Origin of the sequence: Streptomyces sp. NPDC015346 (genome assembly GCF_043078785.1) — a bacterium.
Taxonomy (GTDB): domain Bacteria; phylum Actinomycetota; class Actinomycetes; order Streptomycetales; family Streptomycetaceae; genus Streptomyces.
The window spans coordinates 51595-70242 of record NZ_JBIBTW010000015.1 but is presented as its reverse complement, the minus strand read 5'-3'; the positions used below and the strand labels follow the sequence as shown (position 1 = coordinate 70242).

At 69.9% G+C, this 18648-nt stretch carries 17 protein-coding genes; 1 reads left to right on the top strand and 16 read right to left on the bottom strand.

Going from position 1 to position 18648, the window contains the following annotated elements; all coding sequences use genetic code 11:
* Positions 1-582: 582 nt before the first annotated feature.
* The 3 genes from ACF06X_RS34170 to ACF06X_RS34160 all read right to left on the bottom strand — a co-directional run bounded on the left by ACF06X_RS34170 (position 583) and on the right by ACF06X_RS34160 (position 3489).
* Positions 583-1194, bottom strand: a complete 612-nt coding sequence (locus ACF06X_RS34170) for an NADPH-dependent FMN reductase (RefSeq protein ID WP_392291222.1) — start codon at positions 1192-1194, stop codon at positions 583-585.
* 131 nt (positions 1195-1325) lie between these two features.
* Positions 1326-2447, bottom strand: coding sequence for a homogentisate 1,2-dioxygenase (locus tag ACF06X_RS34165; protein ID WP_392291221.1), 1122 nt, complete (start codon positions 2445-2447; stop codon positions 1326-1328).
* 127 nt (positions 2448-2574) lie between these two features.
* Positions 2575-3489, bottom strand: a complete 915-nt coding sequence (locus ACF06X_RS34160) for an NADP-dependent oxidoreductase (protein WP_392291220.1) — start codon at positions 3487-3489, stop codon at positions 2575-2577.
* A gap of 164 nt (positions 3490-3653) precedes the next feature.
* Between ACF06X_RS34160 and ACF06X_RS34155 the strand changes: the two genes are divergently transcribed.
* The gene (locus tag ACF06X_RS34155) at positions 3654-4610 is read left to right on the top strand and encodes a LysR family transcriptional regulator (protein ID WP_392291219.1); all 957 of its coding nucleotides are present in this window, start codon (positions 3654-3656) and stop codon (positions 4608-4610) included.
* A gap of 321 nt (positions 4611-4931) precedes the next feature.
* On the opposite strand, the gene ACF06X_RS34150 is transcribed toward ACF06X_RS34155, so the two are convergent.
* The 13 genes from ACF06X_RS34150 to ACF06X_RS34090 form a co-directional block, all read right to left on the bottom strand.
* Entirely contained in the window at positions 4932-8480 is a 3549-nt protein-coding gene (locus tag ACF06X_RS34150) for a LysM peptidoglycan-binding domain-containing protein (protein ID WP_392291218.1), read from the bottom strand.
* An 8-nt stretch (positions 8481-8488) separates the two neighbouring features.
* Positions 8489-8875, bottom strand: coding sequence for a pilus assembly protein TadG-related protein (locus ACF06X_RS34145; protein WP_392291217.1), 387 nt, complete (start codon positions 8873-8875; stop codon positions 8489-8491).
* 62 nt (positions 8876-8937) lie between these two features.
* Positions 8938-9399, bottom strand: a complete 462-nt coding sequence (locus tag ACF06X_RS34140) for a TadE/TadG family type IV pilus assembly protein (RefSeq protein WP_392291216.1) — start codon at positions 9397-9399, stop codon at positions 8938-8940.
* A complete protein-coding gene (locus ACF06X_RS34135; RefSeq protein WP_392291215.1) occupies positions 9396-9740 on the bottom strand; it encodes a TadE/TadG family type IV pilus assembly protein in 345 nt (114 codons plus the stop codon). The genes ACF06X_RS34140 and ACF06X_RS34135 overlap by 4 nt, the downstream gene beginning before the upstream one ends.
* A 115-nt stretch (positions 9741-9855) precedes the next feature.
* A complete protein-coding gene (locus tag ACF06X_RS34130; RefSeq protein WP_215066644.1) occupies positions 9856-10044 on the bottom strand; it encodes a hypothetical protein in 189 nt (62 codons plus the stop codon).
* A 15-nt stretch (positions 10045-10059) separates the two neighbouring features.
* A complete protein-coding gene (locus ACF06X_RS34125; RefSeq protein WP_392291214.1) occupies positions 10060-10956 on the bottom strand; it encodes a type II secretion system F family protein in 897 nt (298 codons plus the stop codon).
* Positions 10953-11870, bottom strand: a complete 918-nt coding sequence (locus tag ACF06X_RS34120) for a type II secretion system F family protein (protein WP_392291213.1) — start codon at positions 11868-11870, stop codon at positions 10953-10955. The genes ACF06X_RS34125 and ACF06X_RS34120 overlap by 4 nt, the downstream gene beginning before the upstream one ends.
* A complete protein-coding gene (locus ACF06X_RS34115) occupies positions 11867-13438 on the bottom strand; it encodes a CpaF family protein (RefSeq protein ID WP_392291212.1) in 1572 nt (523 codons plus the stop codon). The genes ACF06X_RS34120 and ACF06X_RS34115 overlap by 4 nt, the downstream gene beginning before the upstream one ends.
* Positions 13431-14300 (bottom strand): MinD/ParA family protein, encoded by an 870-nt coding sequence (locus tag ACF06X_RS34110; protein ID WP_392291211.1) that lies wholly within the window; start codon positions 14298-14300, stop codon positions 13431-13433. The genes ACF06X_RS34115 and ACF06X_RS34110 overlap by 8 nt, the downstream gene beginning before the upstream one ends.
* Entirely contained in the window at positions 14300-14992 is a 693-nt protein-coding gene (locus ACF06X_RS34105; RefSeq protein ID WP_392291210.1) for an SAF domain-containing protein, read from the bottom strand. The genes ACF06X_RS34110 and ACF06X_RS34105 overlap by 1 nt, the downstream gene beginning before the upstream one ends.
* A 35-nt stretch (positions 14993-15027) precedes the next feature.
* Positions 15028-15285, bottom strand: a complete 258-nt coding sequence (locus ACF06X_RS34100) for a hypothetical protein (protein ID WP_392291209.1) — start codon at positions 15283-15285, stop codon at positions 15028-15030.
* A gap of 584 nt (positions 15286-15869) precedes the next feature.
* Positions 15870-16466 (bottom strand): hypothetical protein, encoded by a 597-nt coding sequence (locus ACF06X_RS34095; protein ID WP_392291208.1) that lies wholly within the window; start codon positions 16464-16466, stop codon positions 15870-15872.
* A 1187-nt stretch (positions 16467-17653) separates the two neighbouring features.
* Positions 17654-18334, bottom strand: a complete 681-nt coding sequence (locus ACF06X_RS34090; protein WP_392291207.1) for an HNH endonuclease family protein — start codon at positions 18332-18334, stop codon at positions 17654-17656.
* Positions 18335-18648: the final 314 nt, after the last annotated feature.

Genomic DNA, 18648 nt, shown 5'->3' with positions numbered 1-18648 from the left:
GATCAGGACCCAGAACGGCCAAGGCCCGGATTCCCCCGCTGCGGGGAAGCCGGGCCTTTCGTGTCTGGTGTCGGGCGGCCTGCTGTCTGTAGGGAGCGCTTTCATGAGCATTGGCTCCTGCGGAAACACCGGAATCCGCGCCCAGTGAGCAGCGCGTTGTTCGTTGATCATGGGCAGAATCGCCCGCCAGGCGCCGAGCGGTAGTCACTGCCGGTAGCGGGCCCTGGCTTCGGGGCCGCAAGGGTGCGTTTCCCATGTTCTCCGCGGGGGAGCTTGGGAGGGGTGAGCTTCAGTGGTCGCGACGATCGCCGGTTACCCAAACCGGCGATCGTCGGCTACGTTGCGGTCGCTTGGCAGGCGCCCCCTGCTCGAAGGGCTCTTTCGATCCTCGTTGGTACGGCTTTCCAGCGCGACCAAGGCGATCAAGCGATGAAGTCGTATCGGTCAACCTGCAGTCATCGGCCCGGCCTGTGACGACGCGGCCACGTCGATCGACCCGTCTCGTAACACGATCAAGATGTGCTCGAACCTCAGCGTGTGTTGCGCGTATCGGGCAGCGGGTGGGGTCTGTCGAGAGGGCGGTCAGTCGGCGAGCTGGCTTTGCCAGTGGTGCAGCGGCTGGATGAGGCGGCGTCCGGCCTGGTGGTCGATGGCTTCGGCGAGGCCGTGCAGGAGGGAGATGATCATGGCGCGGGTAGTGGGGTCGGTCAGCCGCTCGTCGGGCTCGGCCTCGTGGTCCAGGCGGGTGTGGACTTCGGGGACGGCGACCTGGGGGCCACCGACCACGTAGACGTTGAGCAGGGCAAACAGTTCACGCAGCTGACTCTGGGCGCGGATACCGCCGAAGACGCCCGGGGAGGCTGACAGGACTACCGCGGCGTGGCCGGGCAGGGCGCTCACGCCGTAGGGGCGCGAAGCCCAGTCCAGGGCGTTCTTCAGGACGCCGGGCATGGCGCCGTTGTATTCGGGGGTGGCCACGATCAGGCCATCGGCCTCGGCGATGGCCTGCCACAGGCTGCGTACGGCGGCCGGCGGGTCGGTCTCGAGGTCTTCGTTGAAGTGGGGCAGTTCGTCCAGGCCCTTGAACAGCTCGATGTGCATGTCCTGGGGGGCGAGGGTTTGAAGGCCCTGGAGCATCTGGGTGTTGAACGAGGCGGCTCGCAGAGAGCCGGAGATGGCCAGGACGCGGCTCATGAGGGGTACTCCAGGAAGAAGAGCGCGGCGGTGTTACCGCGCGGACGTGGGTAAGCGGTGTGGGGACAAGAGGCCGACCCCGCCGGGCGGGGGTGCGGGGCGGGGCCAGCGGTCGGGACCGCTCGGCTCGGTCAGCCGCGGAAGCTCTCGCGCTGGGCGAAGTCGGGGATCTCGCCGGCCGCGAAGGCGTCCGTGTAGTGCAGGGGGTGGAAGGTGTCGATGTTCCACACGTAGATCGGCAGCCGGTCGCGGGCCGCGGCCAGGCGTGCCTGGTTGGGACCGTGGTTCATCCCGCCGGGGGTGACGCTCATCAGCCCGGGGGGCGGGCCGACCTTGCGGCCGTCGTGGGTGCCGAGGGGGACGATCACCTCGTCGTAGTCGACGTTGCGGTGGTACGGCTGCGCGCGCTCGGCGTCCTCGGCGCTCTGCATCGGGCGCGGGGCCATGGTGACGATCCAGTTCTGGCCCGACTGGAACGTGGCGTGCGTCATCGGCGGCACATCCAGCCGTTCCGATGTCAACGGCCGGATGTCCGCCAGCCGGAGACGGAACGGGGCGAGGCTGCCGGTCCAGCCCTCGACGTCGGCGGGATCGAAGGCGTAGAAGATCGACGACAGCTCCCCGTCGCGCTTGACGAGCACCTCCCACTCCCCGTCCGCGTTCTCCGCCGAGATGCCCATGGGCTGGGGGTCGAGCTGGGGGACGTCCAGGAGGCCTCGGTCGAACGGCAGGAAGTGACCGAGCAGACCCCTCTCGGGAAGCGCAACCGGCTCCCGCGTCTCCACCACATACGTCAGGTGCTCAACCCCTTCGTCGGGCACGAGTCGGTAGCTGGTGCCCTTCGGAATGACCAGATACTCCAGCGGCCCGTACGTGAGCGTGCCGTAGTCGCAGACCAGGGTGCCGCTGCCGTACTGGGTCAGCAGCAGGGTGTCACCGTCGGCGTTGCGGAAGTAGTACGGCATCGGGGCGGACCGCTTGGACACAGAGATCTTGATGTCGTCGTTGAACATCAGCAGCGTCGGCAGCGCCCTGGGGTCCGACGCGTCAGCCGTCGCGAGGTCGGTGAGCTGGATGCCTCGCGGCCGGATCGGGCCTTCGACGCGCAGCCAGTCGGTGGTGGGGTGGGCGTGGTAGAGCTGGGAGACCTCTCCTTCGAAGCCGCGGCGTGCGTGGTGCTCCTCGTAGGTGCCCTCCGGCACCGCCGAGTGGGCCTGACGGGCTATCCGGCCCTGGGCGTGCTTGGCGAACATGAGACTCCTCCATGGGCGCGTTCCGCGGCGCGCCCGTCGGGTGAGTGGTGTGGGGGTGCGGCGGGGCAGGCGGCGGCCCCGATACACCGTTCGGGGGAGGCGGGGGTGCCGTCGTGCTGGTGGCGGGTCAGTCCAGGGTGAGCACGAGCTTGCCGCGCTGGCTGCCGGTTTCCATCAGCCGGTGCGCTTCGGCGAGGTCGGCCAGTGCGAAGCGGCGGGCGATGGGCAGGTCCAGGTCGCCGCGGGCGGCGAGGCCGGCGACCTGGGCCACGGTCTCGGCCGCGCGGGTGCCGAACATCATCGTGATGCCGTACTGCTTGGCCAGCGGCGGGCTGACGAGGGTCACGATGCGCGCCTTGTCGCCGGTCACGGCGATCGAGACGGTGATCGCTTCCTCGGAGCCGGTCAGGTCGAGGGAGGCGTCCACCCCCTGCGGGGCCAGCTCCCGTACCCGCTCCTCCAGGCCATCGCCGTAAGTGACGGGGGTGGCGCCGAGGGCGCGTACGTAGTCGTGGTTGTCGTCACTGACGGTGCCGATCACCCGGGCGCCCCAGGCGCGGGCGAACTGGGCGGCGACCGAGCCGACGCCGCCGGCCGCACCGTGGATCAGCACGGTCTCGCCCGCTGCCACCTCCAGCATCCGCAGCGCGTTGTACGCCGCCTGGCCGACCGCGCCGATGACCGCTGCCGTCTCCCAGGAGAGCTCCGCAGGCTTCAAGGTCAGGTTCTCGACGGGGACGACGACCTGCTCGGCGTAGGCCGCCAGATCGACGAACCCGATCACCTCATCCCCCACCGCGAAGCCCTCGACTCCGGCGCCAACCTGGTCGACCACCCCAGCGAACTCGTTGCCGAGCTGCTGCGGGAAAGAGATGTCGAAGACCGCGTCGAACTCCCCGCGCCGGACCTTCGCGTCGATCGGGTTCAGCCCCGCCGCCTTGACCCGCACCCGCACCTGACCCGGCCCGGCCTTCGGCTCGGGAAGATCAGCCACCCGGAGAACCTCCGGAGCGCCGTAGGAGTCCATCACTGCTGCCTTCATGCTGGTCGCCGCCTTACCTTTGATTGGGTGAATCAGTGCCCAAAACAGCCTTCGATCAGTGCCGTCCGGGGCCCTTCTGGTACCTAAGTCAACGCCTGTGGTTCACTCGCGTCCAACACTCTTGAGCTGATATGTGACAGCCAGCGGCTGTTACCGTGGAAGGCGTGGACCTTGACCTGCGCCAGGTGCGCTACGCCGTCACCCTCGCCGAGGAACTGCACTTCGGCCGGGCGGCAGCGGCGCTGACCATCGCCCAGCAGACCCTTTCCTCCCAGATCAGCGCCCTGGAAAGCCGTGTCGGTGTCCCCCTGTTCACCCGCGACCGCCGCCACGTGGCCCTCACCCCCGCGGGCGAGATCTTCGTCAAACGGGGCCGACGCCTGCTGGCCGACGCCCAGCGCATGGTCGACGAGGTCGCCCGCACCCAGGCACCGCTGCGGATCGATGTCCTCACCGAAGGGCTCACCCCGTCGCTCATCACCCAGCACTTGCGCGGCGAGTCACCGTGTCTGCCCTTCGAGGTGTTCCAGAGCCAGGGCCTGGCCGCCGCCCTGCCCCGCCTGCTCGCCGGAGACCTCGACATCTCCTTCGGCCGCCCCCACGGCCTGGGCCAGGATCTGCCGGCGACCCTGGGCACCATGCCCGTCCGACTGGAACCCATCGGCGTCGTCGTGCCCACCGATCATCCCCTGGCGGCCCACGACGAGGTGACGCTCGCCGCGCTCGCCGACCACCCACTCCTCGTCCACACCGCCGAGGAAGCCGCAGAATGGCGCGACTGGATCGACGAAGCCATCAATGACTTCAGCCTCCAGGTCGCACTGCGGGTACGGGGGCACGGTCGCACCGCCATCCACGCCACCGTTCTCGCTCGCGGCTACCCCGCCTTCGGCCTCACCACCGGAGGACTCCCCGACGGCCTCACCGCCCGCCCCCTCTTCAACCCTGTACCGCTCTACCCCTGGCACGCCGTGTGGAATACGCAAACAGCCGCACCAACCGTCAACCGCGCCCTGGAACTCATCCACACCTACGCCCAAGACCACCACTGGCACCAGTTCCCCGACCGCACCTGGTGGCTCCCGGACATTGACCGGAACCATCTGCCCGGTCCCTCCTGACGACTGTCGTGCCTCCCATAACTCCCGCTCTGGTAAAGGGAATTGAAGCGCGCCTGGCGGAAGTTGCGGATCCTGTCTAGGATCCGCAACTCGCCGTACGCGGGTACCAGCAAGAACGTCGGAACCGCGCGGGGGCGCCTGCTGCGGCCGGTGGCCGGGCACTCTGTCGCCATACCTGAACGGTGCGAACAGTCGCGCCGCCCGCCGGAAATTCACAGACAACCGCTACTGACCGTGACAACTGCTCGTGATCGCGTGGAAATGCTCGATCAGTGCCCGTGATCACGCGGAGATGTCCGCGGAATCGCGGAACCTACACTGTCAGCGCCGGATGACGGGCTTCGGCAGCAGGGTGCTCAGCAGCTGCGCGGTCTCGGCCTCCATGTCCACTCCCCCGCCGAGGCCTTCGTTGATCCGGGCCAGCCGCGCGGCGGCTTCGCGGAGGGCGTCCACGTCTCCGGCCGCGTGGTGGGCCAGGAAGACCTGCCGGTGCAGGAGCTCGTTCTCCTCGGCGGCGAGGAGGCCCTGGTGCGCGGCCCAGAGCGCACCGGCGTAGTCGGCGGCTTCCCGGCGGCGCGTGGACAGCTCATACGCGACGTCGGCGATGGCCGAGACCATCTCCTGGACGGCCGGTTCGGCCCAGGCGTAGCGCTGGGGGTTGATGGCGGCGAAGGGGCGGCCTCGTACGAGAGCGAGGGCCCGGCGCAGGGCAAGCTCGCCGTCCTCGTCGTGGCGGGCGAGGCCGGTGCGGGCGAAGTTCTGGAAGGTCTTCCAGTCGCAGGTGACGGCTTGGGCGAGGCGGTAGCGGCTGTCGCCGGTGTCCTGGACCCGCGGGAAGTACGCCTCGCCGTTGGCGTCTTTGCCGAGCCAGGAGCGGGTGCGGCTGATGACGGCGTTGCGCATCTGCTTGTTGACCAGGCGGCCCGGCCAGAGGGCGTCGTCGATCGCGTGGTGGTCGGCGCCGGGGTTGAGCGCGAGGTAGGAGACGAGCTCGACGGCCGCGCTCTGCCGGTTGGAGTCGATCCGGCCAGCGGCGCCCTCGATGACCACCCGCCCAAGCAAGAGTACCGTCGGCGCGCTCCTCTCGGTACTGTCGGCATCGTCAGCGGCGGCGGTCGGGGCGGGCACCAGTAGGGGGGCCGGAACCGGGGCTGTGGCCGGGAGGGGGGCCGGTACTGAGTTCTCCGCCTCAGGGGTCGCCTCGGTCGGGTCGCCTCCCTGCTTCGCCGGCAGGGGGGCGGCTGCGGGCGCCGGTTCAGGCGCAGCAGTTGCCGGGGCCGGGACGGGAACGGCCGGCGGCTCGAAGAGGTCAGCGAGGGTCTGGCCGCTGGTGCCGTGCTCGGTCTGGTCGTCGGATGCCTCAGCCGTGGGCTCTGCGGGCTGTGCGAGCTCCTCGTCCGTCTCGTCGGTGGCGGTGTCGGCCTGGTGCTCGGTCTCCAGCTCCTCGCGCTCGATGTCGGCGTACTCGTCCGGCATGCCGTCCTCGTCGGCGCCGGCCTCCGGCTGCGGTGCTTCGTCGTCGCTGGTCTCCTCAGCGTCGTCCGCCGGATCTTCCTCGTCCGCGTCCTCCCGGTCGTGGGCCTCCTCCGCTTCCGCCTGCTCGTCGGTGTCGAGGAGGCCGTCCAGCCACTCGTCGCGAGCGGGTACGTCGGTGGTGCTGGCGGACAGGGTGAGCAGCTCGATCGCGTCGGCGAAGTACGGGTCAGACAAGCCTTGGAGCTTGATGGGCAGGCCGGAGCCGGGCAAGACGATGGTCGCGCCGGGTCCCGCGCAGTGCAGGGTCCAGCCCTCCTCCGGGGCCAGGTCGGCGTTCTCGCTGGCCGTGACGACCGCGCTGGCGACCCGCGGCTCGGCCGTAATCAGGTCGAGCAGCGCCTCAGTCTGGTCCCCTTCGGGGAGCTCGGCGGCGAGGAGGATGTGGGGTGTCCAGGAGCCGCCGGCGTCTTCCTGGAGGCGCGCTGCGCGGAGGGTGGGGGCGCCGAGCGCGGCCAGGGCGCGGCGCTGGTCGGCGGTGTGGCTGGTCAGTTCGGCGACCGCGTCGGTGAGGGTCTCGGTGCGGGCGACGCGTTCGGGTGCTGCCTCGTCGAGGCCGGCGGCCGTCTCGGCCAGGGCGGTGATCTCGAGGTGGCCGGGCAGAGGGGTGCTGGCGAGCTCGACCGCGATGGCTTGCAGGACGTGGCGGGCGTGGCCGGCGTCGCCGTCCAGGTGCAGCACGCCGACGTGCTCCAGGTCGACGAGGACCAAGCGGCCGGCGCCGTCCCAGCCCAGGGAGACCAGGGCCGGGTACGGCGCATCGGCGCCTTGGAGAGCGTCGCGGTCGGCGAGGTCGGGGCTGGAGGCCGAGCACGTCCACAGATCTGTGCGGCCCGCGGCGCCGGAGAAGGGCTTCATCGGCGCGGTGTCCTGGTCGAGGTGGAGTTCGACCTTCTGCTCGTGCAGGACGACGGCGGTGACCACCGGCAGGTCGCGCCCGGCGGCGGCAAGGTTGAGGGCCAGCGTGCGCAGGGCGGTGTCGAGGAGGTCGAAGCCGGTGGGGTGCTGGGCGGCGCGCAGGCCCTTTTCGGTGGCGGCAGCGCTGCCGGTGGGCATCGGGATGCGGCGGCCGGGCCGGCGGCGGCGCTGCTGGAGGATGCGGCGGGTGGCGAGCGTGCCGATGAGGGCAGCGGCCAGGGCACCTGCACCCATCCAGACGGCGGCGGGAGCCAGAGTCTCCTCAGTGTCCTGCAACTGCTGGGCGGAGGCCGTTTTCTGACTGTCCTGCGCGGGCGTGGGAGCGGCCGTGGTGGGTGTGGTACTCGGCGTGGACACGGTGGGCTTTGGGGTGGCGGGCTTCGAGGGTGCGGGGGCGGGGGCCGTCGGCGTGGGGGTGTTCTTCGCGGTGTCCGGCGTCGTTGGCGTCTTGGTGTCCGGGGCGGGCTGGCCGTCGGGAGCCGGGGCCGGAGCAGTTGCGGTGGGAACGGTGAGCTCCTGGCCCGGGACGATCAGGTCGGGGTCGTCGAACGTCCCGCCGCTGGGCAGCGGCTTTCCCTTGTTGGCTTCGAAGAGCTTCGGCCAGTCCTCGGGGTTGCCGTGCTCGTCAGCGATGCCCCACAGGCTCTCTCCGGGCTCGACAACATGCTTGGCTTGGGCCGCGGCGGGATGTGGGTCCGTGAGGGCGGCCTGCGCGGGCGCCTCCGGCGCCTCCTGGGCGGGTGCCGGAGCCGGGGCAGCCGGCTTGGCGATGTTGGCGTCGGCGGGGAGTCGGATGACGGCGCCCTTAGGAAGGAACTGATCGCCGGCCGCGAGTTGCGGGATCGAGGGGTTGAGAGCGGCAATGTCCTTCCAGCGCGGCCCGCTGCCCAGGTACTGCTCTGCCAGGTCCCACGGGAGCTCGGAGTCCCCTTTGACCTTGTGGGTGGGCCAGGCGTCCTGTTCCGCTGTGGCCGCCGTTTGGGCTGTCGCCGCGCTGCTGGTGCCCGCGCTCTGTACGGCGGTCGCCGCCACGGCCGGACCGGGGGTCGCAGCCGATGCGGCGGTGGGGGCGAGGAGCACGATCACTCCGATGAGGAACGACGCCAGGGACTGCAGTCCGCCCAGGCCTTTGATCCGCGGCGCGGAACGGCGCCGCAGCACAGCGAGGAGTTCCACCAGGACCGAGAAGCTGAAGGCCGCCCAGGCGGCCCAGCCGATGCAGGTCAGGACGACGAAGAACAGGGAGCCGTCGTCCTGCTCCAGCAGGCTGAAACCGCCGGCGAGTTCCGTCGGCTGGTGGCCCACCTTCAGCAGCAGGTAGGGGACTCCGCCGACCAATCCCACGAGTGTGGCCAGGCCGAGCAGGGCCCGCAGGAGGGCGCCGATGGCGCGCAGAGGGGCGGGGGTGCGGTGGGCCATGATGCGGCTCAGCCTCCAGCTTGGGTCTGCAGGTGTGCTTTTGCGGTGCCGGTCACGTGGATCGTGCCCTTGCCGACGAACTGCGCGAAGAAGGTGTCGTATGTGTCGTTTACGGTCACGGTCAGGCTTTGCCCGCCGTCGGTGATGGTGACGTTGCCCTGGACGCCTGCGGCAGCGAGGTAGTCCTGGGCAGCGCCGGTGGCCGCGTCGGGGTCGATGGTGATGGCGGTGCCTTCGATGGCCTGGGCGGGGTCGATCTGCTGGCCAGCGGTGCGGGCGGCTTCCTGGGCGAGGGACGTGGCCCGGTTGGCGGCGTTCAGCGCTCCGCCGCCGTCGACGAGCAGGCCCATCACCATCAGGATCGCGAGCGTCGAGAGCGCGAAGTATGTCGACATCGATCCGCGGTCCCGCCCGCTCGCGGCCCGAAGGCGGGCGTCGGCTCGGCGAAGATGGCCCTTCACTGGCGCCCCCGGTAGGTGTCGATAGGGCTGGTCCATGACGCGGTGAGCGTCTTGGACCCGGGAAGGCCAGGCAAGCCGATGTCGGAGAGGTTCGCTGTACAGGCGATCGTCGCGGTCACGTTCGCCTCGACGCCGATGTCGAGGCTGTAGCCCGCGGTGTCGACCGCCACGCTGGAGGTCCGGCAGGTGATGCCCTCGCCCTGCAGGCTCCGGGTGGCCGCGGCCAGCGCCTCGGCCTGCGCGCTGGGGGCGTCGCGCTCGAGCGAGGCGGCGCGGGCCGCCGCGCGGGCCGCAGAGTCCACCGCACCGTCGGCGTCCGTCACCCGGCCGAAGGCGATCATCAGCAGGAGCAGCCCGATCATCACCGGCGCCAGGGCCGCCGTCTCCAGAGCGTAGGAGCCCCGGTCGCAGCAGAGCGCCCGTGTGAGGCGCTGCGCGTAGGGGGAGGGGGCGGTCATGGGTTGGTCCACCGTTCGACGGGGGCGTCGGCGTGCTGATCTACGTCGAGGGTCAGGCCGGGGACGAGGGTGGCGACGGTGCCGCGTACGGTGATGCGGATCTCCTCCGTCGTGCTGCCGGCCGACGAGACGCTCGCGCCCCGGACGCTGCTGCCGAAGCGGTTGAGGAACGACTGGGCTTGGGCTACGCCGTCGCCCTCGCTCGCGCCGAACTGACGCCCGGCTTCGGCGCCCTGGCGGGCCGCGGACTGGGCGACCTTGCGGGCGTGGAAGTACAGGCCGACCTGGATGGCGGTGAAGACCAGCGCGAGTACGACGAGCGCCAGGACCGCGAATTCCACGCTGGCCGCACCACGCTCGCCGCGCAGCTGACGGTTTTGGATGAAGGTCCGCAGGCCTCTCGGTGCCCGTGCTCTCACTCTGTTCCCTCCCCTGTGTACTAGCGGATCGCTCTGCTCAGCCGCCGTTGATGATGCCGATCTTCTCCAGGAGCTTGCTTCGTACGGCCACGACGAGGAGTCCGGCGCCGACCAGGAGGGCTCCGGTGATCAGGGCGAGCTCGGTGCTGGTCGCGCCGCGGTCGCGCCGGTCCTTCAGGTGGTGGTACCGGGTGCGGATCCACACGGTCAGGGTCTGGATGTCCATGGTGCTGGTTCTCCTTCAGCTTCCGAGGATGGTGATCGTGATGGGGATCATCACGAAGACGAGCATGAGGATGACGCCGAAGGTGACCGGCAGGATCATCGCGGCGCTCGCCTCATTGGCCTGCGCTTTCGCATCACTGAGCAGGGCGATGCGCAGCTGGCGGGCCTGCGCCTGGAGGGTGGTGTAGACGGCGGCGCCGTCGCCGGCCAGGGCGAGGGTGTCGGCCGGTCGGGTCAGTTCGGGGATGTCGAGTTCGTCGCCGAGTTGCTTCAGGGCGTCCCAGACGGTGACGCCGGCGAGGTCGGCCTCGTGGAAGACCTGGCGCATGCGGACGAAGATCCAGCCGTCGCCGACCTCGGCGGTCTGTGTCAGGGCCTGGGCGGCACCACTGTTGGCGATACGGGCCAGGGCCACGCGCTCCAAGTAGGAGGCGGCGGCGTGTCGGACGATGAGGCGGGCGGCCGCGGCGTCGCGTGCGACGTCCTTGCCGGGCCAGAACCAGAACAGGGCACCAAGGGCGAGGCTGATCACCGCTGGGACCGTGTAGGGGAAGGGCGCTCCGGCCAGGGCGAGCAGGGCCTGGAGCAGTTGGGGTGCCAGCAGCCCGTACAGGGACAGGAGGAACCGCTTGCCGAGGTGTTCGGCGGGGCTGATGCGCAGCAGGTTGAGGTCGCGGACGGGCAGGGTGATCCTGCTGCCGAACTCGCCGAGCAGGCGGGCCCCGATCTTCTCTTGCAGGGTGCCGGCCGCTTGGGGTGTGGCGGACGGCAGGAGAGGTCCGCTGGTCTTGCTGACGTCGAGGCGGTCCAGGACGGAGGCGAGGTCGCGGCGGGCGGGGAGCAGAGCGCGAACGGCCAAGCCGATCAGGGCGCCGGCGGCGGCCGCGGGCAGGACGGCCTCCATGGGGATCATCGGACGCCTCCGGTGATGGCAGTGACCTGCGCGGCGGGCAGCGGGTCGATCAGGCGCGGGTCGGGTGCGGTGCGGGCGATCTTCCTCAGCCAGCGCAGGGTGTAGGCGAACAGGCCGCCGAGGCCTGCCAGCACGATCTGGCCGAGCGGGGACTGGTACCAGCCGGACCAGGCGTCGTTGAGCATGCATCCGACAACGACGAAGCAGATGACGGCGCTGACCATACGGCTGGATTTGCGGACCTTGGCGCGGTCGGCCTCGATGTCGCGGGCGTCGGCTGCCTGCTGATGGATGGTGACGGCCAGCGCCTCGAGCGCGGCTGAGAGACCGGGGCCCTTGTAGACGGCGTGGGACTGGAAGAGAAGGACGACGTGGTCGGACACACCGTCGGCGAGCTCGTCGGCGAACAGGGCGAAGGCGTCGTGTGCTTCCCCCGAACGCAGCCGGTCGGCGAGCGCCCGCACGTTCAGCGCGATAGGGGCCGGGGCGGCCTTTGCCGAGGCGCGGATGGTCTGCGTCAGGCTGATGCCGGCCTGGTGAACCCCGGCGAGGTGGTTGAGCCACTGCCCCAGCGCCTCCAGGCGTTCGATGCGCTGGGTGGCGGCGGCGTGGGGGGTGAGGACGTAGGGCAGGCCGAGTACGGCGGAGCCGGCGAGGAGGCCGTGGACGGGCCAGCCGGTCCACGCCCACACCACCAGAGCGACGATGCCCGCGGTCGTGACCAGGTGCCGCCAGCGGCGCTGCCACGCCTCGGGGAGCTCCGCTTTCGCGCGCTGGATCCGGCCGGTCATCCGGGATGTCGGTTTCGTCGGGTCGGGGATGCGGCCGCGGAGCTCCCGTGCCGCCGCGAGGAGCGCGAGGAGCGTCAGGACGGTGCAGCAGGCGGCGACGAGGGCGAGCTGGGAGGTGGTCATCGGCGGCCTACTGTCTGGAGCGGGCCGAGCCAGGCGCCGAAGGGGTTGTCGGTGAGCCACTGCCGGTTGAACAGGCCCGTGCGCTCGAGGTCGTCGATGAAGCTGGGCATGTTCTTGTAGATGGCGCGCAGCTCGCCGCCCTGAGGGGCAAAGAGCTCGGTGGTGACGGGGCGGCCGCCTTCGCCGACCACGTCATGGACCTCGTAGATGTGGGAGACGAAGCGGTGCTTGCGGCCGCCGATCGCGGTCTCGTCCAGGTAGGTCAGGTAGACGACGAGGTCGATGGAGGAGGCGATGAGGTGGTGAGCGGCCTCTGTCTGCATGCCGGCCTCAGTGCACAGCTGGACCAGGCGGCTGATGATGGCGTGCGGCCGGCGGACATGCAGGGTGCACATCGAGCCGGAGCCGCCCGCGCTCATGGCCTGCAGCATCGGCACGATCTCCGTGGAGCGGACCTCGCCGACGATGACGCGGGTGGCGTTGTAGCGCAGGGCCGTGGCGAACATGTCGGAGATGGTGACCTCGCCCGCGGCGGTGCCGCCGCGGACTTCACCGTTGGACTGCCGCGCCTCGAACGCGTACGTCACCGGACCGGGCTTGGGGCCGGGCTCGTCCAGGTACAGCTCGCGGTCCGACTCCAGGGTGACCAGCCGCTCGGAGGGCGGGATTTCCCGGCCCAGCGCGCGCAGCAGTGACGTCTTGCCGGCGCCCATGTCGCCGACGACCAGGATGTTCATCTTGGCGTGGACGCACGCGGTCAGGAACCGCTCCAGGATCGGGTTGATGGAGCCCCACTGCACCAGCTCGGCGATGCCGAGCTGCCGGATCCTGTGCCGGCGGATGACCACCGAGGGCCGGGTGGTGAGCAGGCTCGCCGTGACGCGGCTGCCGTCGGGCATGCGGAAGCCCACCATGGGGGTGGCCTGCGTGAGGGATCGTTCGCCGTGTCCGGACAGGCGGGCCATCCTGTTGACCCAGGTGATCAGTTCTTCGTGTGAGTCGGCGACTTTGTCGATCGTCTGGCGGGGACGGTCGTGATATTCGACATGGGCGCGCAGACCGTCGACCATGACGTCCTCGACGCCCTCCTGGTCCAGGAGCGACTGCAGCCGACCGCCTCGGTACATGGAGTCGAAGACCGCGGTGCCGATCGCGGTTTCCTGCTCCGCGGTGAGTGGGGTGTTGCCCTGGGCGTATTTCGTGGCCCAGTCCGCGACCGCGTTGCGGACTAGTTTCTTGGCGAGTGCCCGCCGGTCGATCTCCTCGAGGAGTTTGTCGGGGTCCTCCGCGCTGAGCTGCTTCGATACCTGGGCCTGCAGGTCCTCGATCACCTCCCAGCCGACGGGGATCTCACCGGGCATACCGGCCAGTCGGGGCATCGCCGCCGGCCCGGCGGAACCCGTCGGAGTCGCAGGGATGGGAACGGCAACCGCTGATGACTGCGCGGCGGCTGCGGGCGTGTGTGGGCGGTTCTGGCCGATCCGGCCGGCGAGCAGGCCGGCGATGTCCTCGCGACCCATCGGCGCGGGGTGGCCGTTGACGCCGGGACGCTGGTGGGTGTCAGCCACGCCCCGCACCTCTCTCACTCAGGCGCTGCAGAACACCGGTCAGCTGCGCGTTCGCTGAGCGGGGCGGGTACTGCTGCTGAATCGACCGGCGGGAGGCGGCGGCCTCGAACTGCTCGGTCGCGGTGCGGGCATGACGCAGCAGGGGGCTGCGTCCGTAGCCGCGGGGCGGACGGCCGCCGACCGAGAAGTACGCGGCCGTGGCCGGGTCGTACGGCAGGCCGGCCAGGACCGGTGCCTTCAACGCCTCGGTGACCTGGTGGGCGCGGTAAGGCCCGTCCTCAATGAGTAGCAGACCCAGCGCGTCCGGCCCGCTGCCGTGCTCGGCGAGTTCCGCGCGCAGCGGGTCGATGACGTGACGGGCCAGAGTGAGGGACTGCTCGGTTCCCCGCACGACGAGAAGGACCAGATCGGCCTTGTGCAGCAGCGGGGCGGGCGTGAGCGTGGGGTGGAGACGGCCGGACTCGAGCGCGAGGCGGCCGGCGTCGACGAAGACGTCGTATCCGGCCTCTTCGGCCAGGACATGCATGACCTCCGAAAGAGCGGGCCAGGTCCGGCCCAGCGCAGCTGCCTGACCGGGGTCGGTCAGGCCGGGCAGGAGCTTGCGGTGTCCGGCGTCGTCCATCGGCCATAGGTGGGACGCGAAGGCCTGCGCGAGCGCATCGGGCCCGGTGCGCTCGGCGGCCGCCAAGTGGTAAAGGCCGCAGCCGGCGCCGACTTCACCCTGAAGGAAGCCGGCCCTTATCGTGCCGCCTGCCGGATCGCACTCGGCGAGCAGGCTCGGGCGCTTCGAGGCGAGGGTGAGGGCGAGTGCGGACGTGGTGACGCCGCATGACTTCGCGGAGACGAGGGCGGTGACGGGCATCAGCTGCTCCGCGGTTCGCGCACGAGGGCGATGCGGCCCTGTGCTGCGCGGGTGGCGAGCAGCGGCCCGTCGGTGGAGGCAACCGCGAGGTTGACCACCACGTTCCCGGAGGCGTCCGGCCGGGAGAGGGTCACGACGACGGCCTTGATGGTCGACGGTGGTGCTTCGGCGTCCTTGCCGGTGGGCTGGTCTCCCTGGCCGGGGGTGGTCACGGCGAGGACCTTGTCCCCGGGGGCGAGTGTGCCGGCCGGGGCCTGGCCGCGCTTCACCTGGACTCCGACCTGTTGTTTGTCGTCCCCCAGACCTGTACCGGGGGCGAGCTGGGAGGTAGTGAGCAGGCCGCCCTTGCGCAGGTCGACGGCCGGCCGCTTGCCGACCACCGACGCCTTCTGAGTGGCCGGAACCGGGGTGAGTGCGGCATCCGCACTCACTTCGGCCACGATCAGGTCGGCAGCGGTGAGGGCCTGGCCGGCGGGGACGTCGCGGGCGATGGCCAGTACCTTGATCCGGTCGCTTGCAGAGGTGACGGCCGCGGCGGCACCGAGACCGGCCAGAACGGCCAGCACGATGCACAGGGCGGCAACCGACCACCGGCGCTCCCGCTTAACCGGCGCGCTGGTGGTGATCGGGATCTCGGGGCGTGCCGGGGCGGCAGGGCGCGGCACCGCCGGGGCGGCGACGGGGGGTTCCATGCGGGGAATGCCTCTCGACTTGTGCAGAGGGAGTTCTAGTTGAGGACCTGGACCTCGGCGACGGTGATGTCCACGGCGCTGCTGCGGATCTCGGTGAGCTGGCCCGACTGACCGGTCGTCGCCTGCCAGTCGATCGTCCAAGTGGAGGTCGCGGTCACGTGGAACTTGCCCGAGGAGGTGGTCGAGGAGGGGGCGTTGTAGCGATGGCCGCAGTCCGGAGACGGCTTCTTGCCGTACTCCGCCTTGTACGGCGTGCCGGCCGTCGTGCAGGTCACCGTCTGCCCATCGCCCATGGACCACACTATTTTCGACACCTTCGCCGTCGCCGTCACGGTGACTCCACCAGCGGACGCGGATGCCGTGTTCGGGCCGTAGGTTTCCGGCCCGCGCTCGGTCCACATGTACACCGGCATCCCAACAACGCCTCGGCCGCTCGGTTTCGGCGTGATCCCGATCTCCGGTCCACGCAGCAGCATCTTGTCAAGGGCCTGCTGGGTAAGGACGGCGGGATCGACGGCCGCAGGCGGCCCTCCAGAGCCGCCGTACACGAAGCTCGTGAGCGGTCCGCAAGTACGTTCGTAGACCGCTCCGCCTTCGGAGGGATCGTGGCCCTCCCAGAACGCGCTTCCGGCTGGCGGCTGCGGGGTGGCGAGCGCGTACGTACAAGGCGGGGGCGTGGAGGGACTCTCCGCGGGGGTTGCCTCGGTTCCCCCAGCTGAACCGCCATTCCCGCTGTGGCCGCCCTTGCCCGGCACTTCAACGCCAACGCAGAAAAAGTCGTCGCAATTTCCCGCGCTCGGATTCCCGTCGGCGGCCGCGACTCCGGGGCTCGCGAGGATGCCGAGTGCCAGCGCTCCAGCGAGGTGCCCCGTTCTAGTCAGCATGCCTGGTCCTGAGGCTCATCCGTGATGACTCGCCAACCCTGCGGCCACCGCTCGAACGTGCTCACAATGACGTACTGGGTGCGTCGTCCCTCAGGCAGGGCGACCTTCTTCTTCGTCTTTCGGTCGATCAAGTCCCACTTGGAGATGTCGAGGCAGCTCGTCACGGTGGCACTGGGCACCTTGAGGGAAAGGTCGATCTTCGTGACGGTCGAGTTGGCGACTCGCACGTTTCCCGTGGTGGACCGGCCGGCTTTGCTGTGGCTGGTGACGTTCTTCTCAGCCTTCACAAGGGCGAGTCCAGCGGCGTACTTCGACAGGTCGGTTTCCTTGACCGAACCCCTTGCGTAGGCCTTCTCCATCTCCTCCCAGTATTCCGCGTAGAGACCCACGACGTCCGCCTTGGTCTGCTCCGTCGGATCGGGCGAGGGAGTGGACGGTGTGGTCGGTGAAGTTGCCGTGGCTGAGGAGCTGGGGTTCTTATTCGTGTCCTCTGCACTGCTGCACCCGGCTACTGCGAGGAGAACAGCCACTGCGAGGATGACGGAGGGCGAGCGGTAGGGATTTCGGGTGTAAACCGAGATGTGTTTCATGCGTCCGCCAGTCCTCACTGCGCCTCCCCGTGCATATGCAGTAACGCGGTCTCACCTGCATGGAGCGTCGCCATCGGTGTCGCGTCGCGCCCCAGGAGTGACCGGTCTGGCCGCATACGTTACGCAAAGAACGCTGAACTACACAGCTGGTTACGGTAGTTCCTCGCCAAACTGGATCACCATATCCGCACAATTGAGCACGCTGGCTCGTACCTGAAGACCACTTTGTCATGTAGGGAGACCATGCACTCGCCCGATTCCTGCCATGAGAGATCTCCCCACAGATGATCGAGCGGCGGTTCAGCGTCCGGGGCGAAACCCAGATGACCGTGGGCGACTCGCCCCCGCAGACGGCCTTGGCGTAGTTGCGGTCTCCCTTCTCCGGGCGGACCAGTACCTCCTCGCCGCCACTGCCCTCCCTGGTATCGCTGTCCACCGATCCGCCGTCAGTCGGCCGTTCTCCCCCGGCCGCCCCTACGACTGCCCATTAAAAAAGCGTCTTCCAGGTCAGTTGCGGACGGCGCGTGGTTGCACGACGGCTCCACTGGGAAGCGTGCCCGGTGAAGCCGGATGGGCCGGTGCGACGGGGGAGCCGCGCCGCCTCCACCCTGGACACCGTCCGGCCCCGTGCCGGAGCGCGCCGCGCTCGGCCGAAGAGCTCCGGGCCGCGCCCGGTGCCCCATGCGCCCAGTCGATACTCTCCAAGTCGTTGATCATTCCCGGCACTATGCCGGACAGCACTGACACCTCCGGCAGAACCAACCACGACGCCCGTCCCACGACAGGTACGGAGCCGCAGCAGTGGGCGTCGATGCTCGGGGAATACCGCTCATCTCGAATGACGCTTCCTCCCAGCTGGGACGTCCGGTTGGACGGCCGCCCGCCGGGAGGCGTACGTAAACGACCAGGGAGCACCGACGTCGCTGATCCCCCCGAACCGGCAAGGGGGCGGCCCCGTGAACCTCTTCGACGGCCCCGTGCTGATCGCCGAGAACCTGTGGCGTCGGCTGGTCGAGCACCAGCCCGCGGTCGCGACCGCCCCCGTCCTGCACGTACGAGAGCTGCCCCAGGACTGGCCGCAGCGCGAGCTCGGCGTTTTCCGTCCCGAGGCCGCGAACTGCGGAGCCTGCTCCGAGGCCTCGTACCCCTGCCGGTACTACACGGGCACACTAGGCCGCAGCCTCGGCCTATGGGGCCGGGGTGTAGTGGACGACCTGCTTTTCGCACGGGCCGCCGGCGTAGACGTTGATGGCGTCGATTTCGGCCTGGTCGGCGGTCAGGCCCCAGCGGAGCTTGGTAGCGGTCCACTCGGCGAGGTAACGGCAGGTGGCGCCCGGGGCCGGCGGCATCCACGTCGCCGGGTCTTGGTCGGCTTTCTGACGGTTGGTCCGCGCGGTCACCGCGACGAGGCTGGCGGCCGCGTCCTGGTCATTCGCGTACGCCTCACGCCGCTTCGCCGTCCAGGCGGAGGCTCCGGAGTCCCAGGCCTCGGCGAGCGGGACCATGTGGTCGATGTCCAACTTCGCCGGGTCGGAGACCTCCTGCTCGTCGTAGTACGACAACCACTCGCCCTCGGAGAGCTTGCAGCCTGCCGCGACGCCCGGCGCCTCGGTCGCCTCGGCGAGGAGGACCTCGGCGCGGGTGTTGCAGCCGTCGGCGGGATCGAGGCCGGTGTTCCAGTGGCGGAACTTGTCGCGGGTGTAGCCCGCCCTGCTCTCGTCAGCGACAGGGATCTGGCCGATCGCGTAGCTGAGCGGGAACGTCTGCGCGGCCGCAGCCGCCGGGGTGGCCTGAGCGGAGGCGGGCAGAGCGAGCGAGGTCAGGGCGAGGGAGAGCGCGGCGAGACCGCGAGCAAAGTTCTTAATCACAACCGCAGGGATACACGCCACGGCGTGCAGTCAGCTCGGGGTGTCGCCCGCAGCTCAGCCGGGTGGGCGAGGAAGTTCACCGGAGAAACGGTCCGCTGCCCGCAGAGGACCGCGACCCGGAGACGGTCGCCGGTGATCCTTCATGGGACATCCCTTGCCATCAACGCGGCCCCCGGGTCTCAACTCAGGACGCCTCGAAGAGTTCCACCTCGGAAGCGAGCGCCTCCAGGACTCATCCAGCGCTGCCAATCATGTTGCGAACGGGTCCACATCCGCAGCGGACGACGTGTCCGTTAGGGCGGCAGAGCACTGCG

Bases quoted from the DNA above. Each gene is read 5' to 3' on its own strand.
- ACF06X_RS34130 (WP_215066644.1), bottom strand. From the start codon at position 10,044: ATGGACATCCAGACCCTGACCGTGTGGATCCGCACCCGGTACCACCAC.
- ACF06X_RS34145 (WP_392291217.1), bottom strand. From the start codon at position 8,875: ATGTCGACATACTTCGCGCTCTCGACGCTCGCGATCCTGATGGTGATG.
- ACF06X_RS34125 (WP_392291214.1), bottom strand. From the start codon at position 10,956: ATGATCCCCATGGAGGCCGTCCTGCCCGCGGCCGCCGCCGGCGCCCTG.
- ACF06X_RS34110 (WP_392291211.1), bottom strand. From the start codon at position 14,300: ATGCCCGTCACCGCCCTCGTCTCCGCGAAGTCATGCGGCGTCACCACG.
- ACF06X_RS34105 (WP_392291210.1), bottom strand. From the start codon at position 14,992: ATGGAACCCCCCGTCGCCGCCCCGGCGGTGCCGCGCCCTGCCGCCCCG.
- ACF06X_RS34150 (WP_392291218.1), bottom strand. From the start codon at position 8,480: ATGGCCCACCGCACCCCCGCCCCTCTGCGCGCCATCGGCGCCCTCCTG.
- ACF06X_RS34140 (WP_392291216.1), bottom strand. From the start codon at position 9,399: ATGACCGCCCCCTCCCCCTACGCGCAGCGCCTCACACGGGCGCTCTGC.
- ACF06X_RS34100 (WP_392291209.1), bottom strand. From the start codon at position 15,285: ATGGGCGATGGGCAGACGGTGACCTGCACGACGGCCGGCACGCCGTAC.
- ACF06X_RS34170 (WP_392291222.1), bottom strand. From the start codon at position 1,194: ATGAGCCGCGTCCTGGCCATCTCCGGCTCTCTGCGAGCCGCCTCGTTC.
- ACF06X_RS34165 (WP_392291221.1), bottom strand. From the start codon at position 2,447: ATGTTCGCCAAGCACGCCCAGGGCCGGATAGCCCGTCAGGCCCACTCG.
- ACF06X_RS34095 (WP_392291208.1), bottom strand. From the start codon at position 16,466: ATGAAACACATCTCGGTTTACACCCGAAATCCCTACCGCTCGCCCTCC.
- ACF06X_RS34120 (WP_392291213.1), bottom strand. From the start codon at position 11,870: ATGACCACCTCCCAGCTCGCCCTCGTCGCCGCCTGCTGCACCGTCCTG.
- ACF06X_RS34160 (WP_392291220.1), bottom strand. From the start codon at position 3,489: ATGAAGGCAGCAGTGATGGACTCCTACGGCGCTCCGGAGGTTCTCCGG.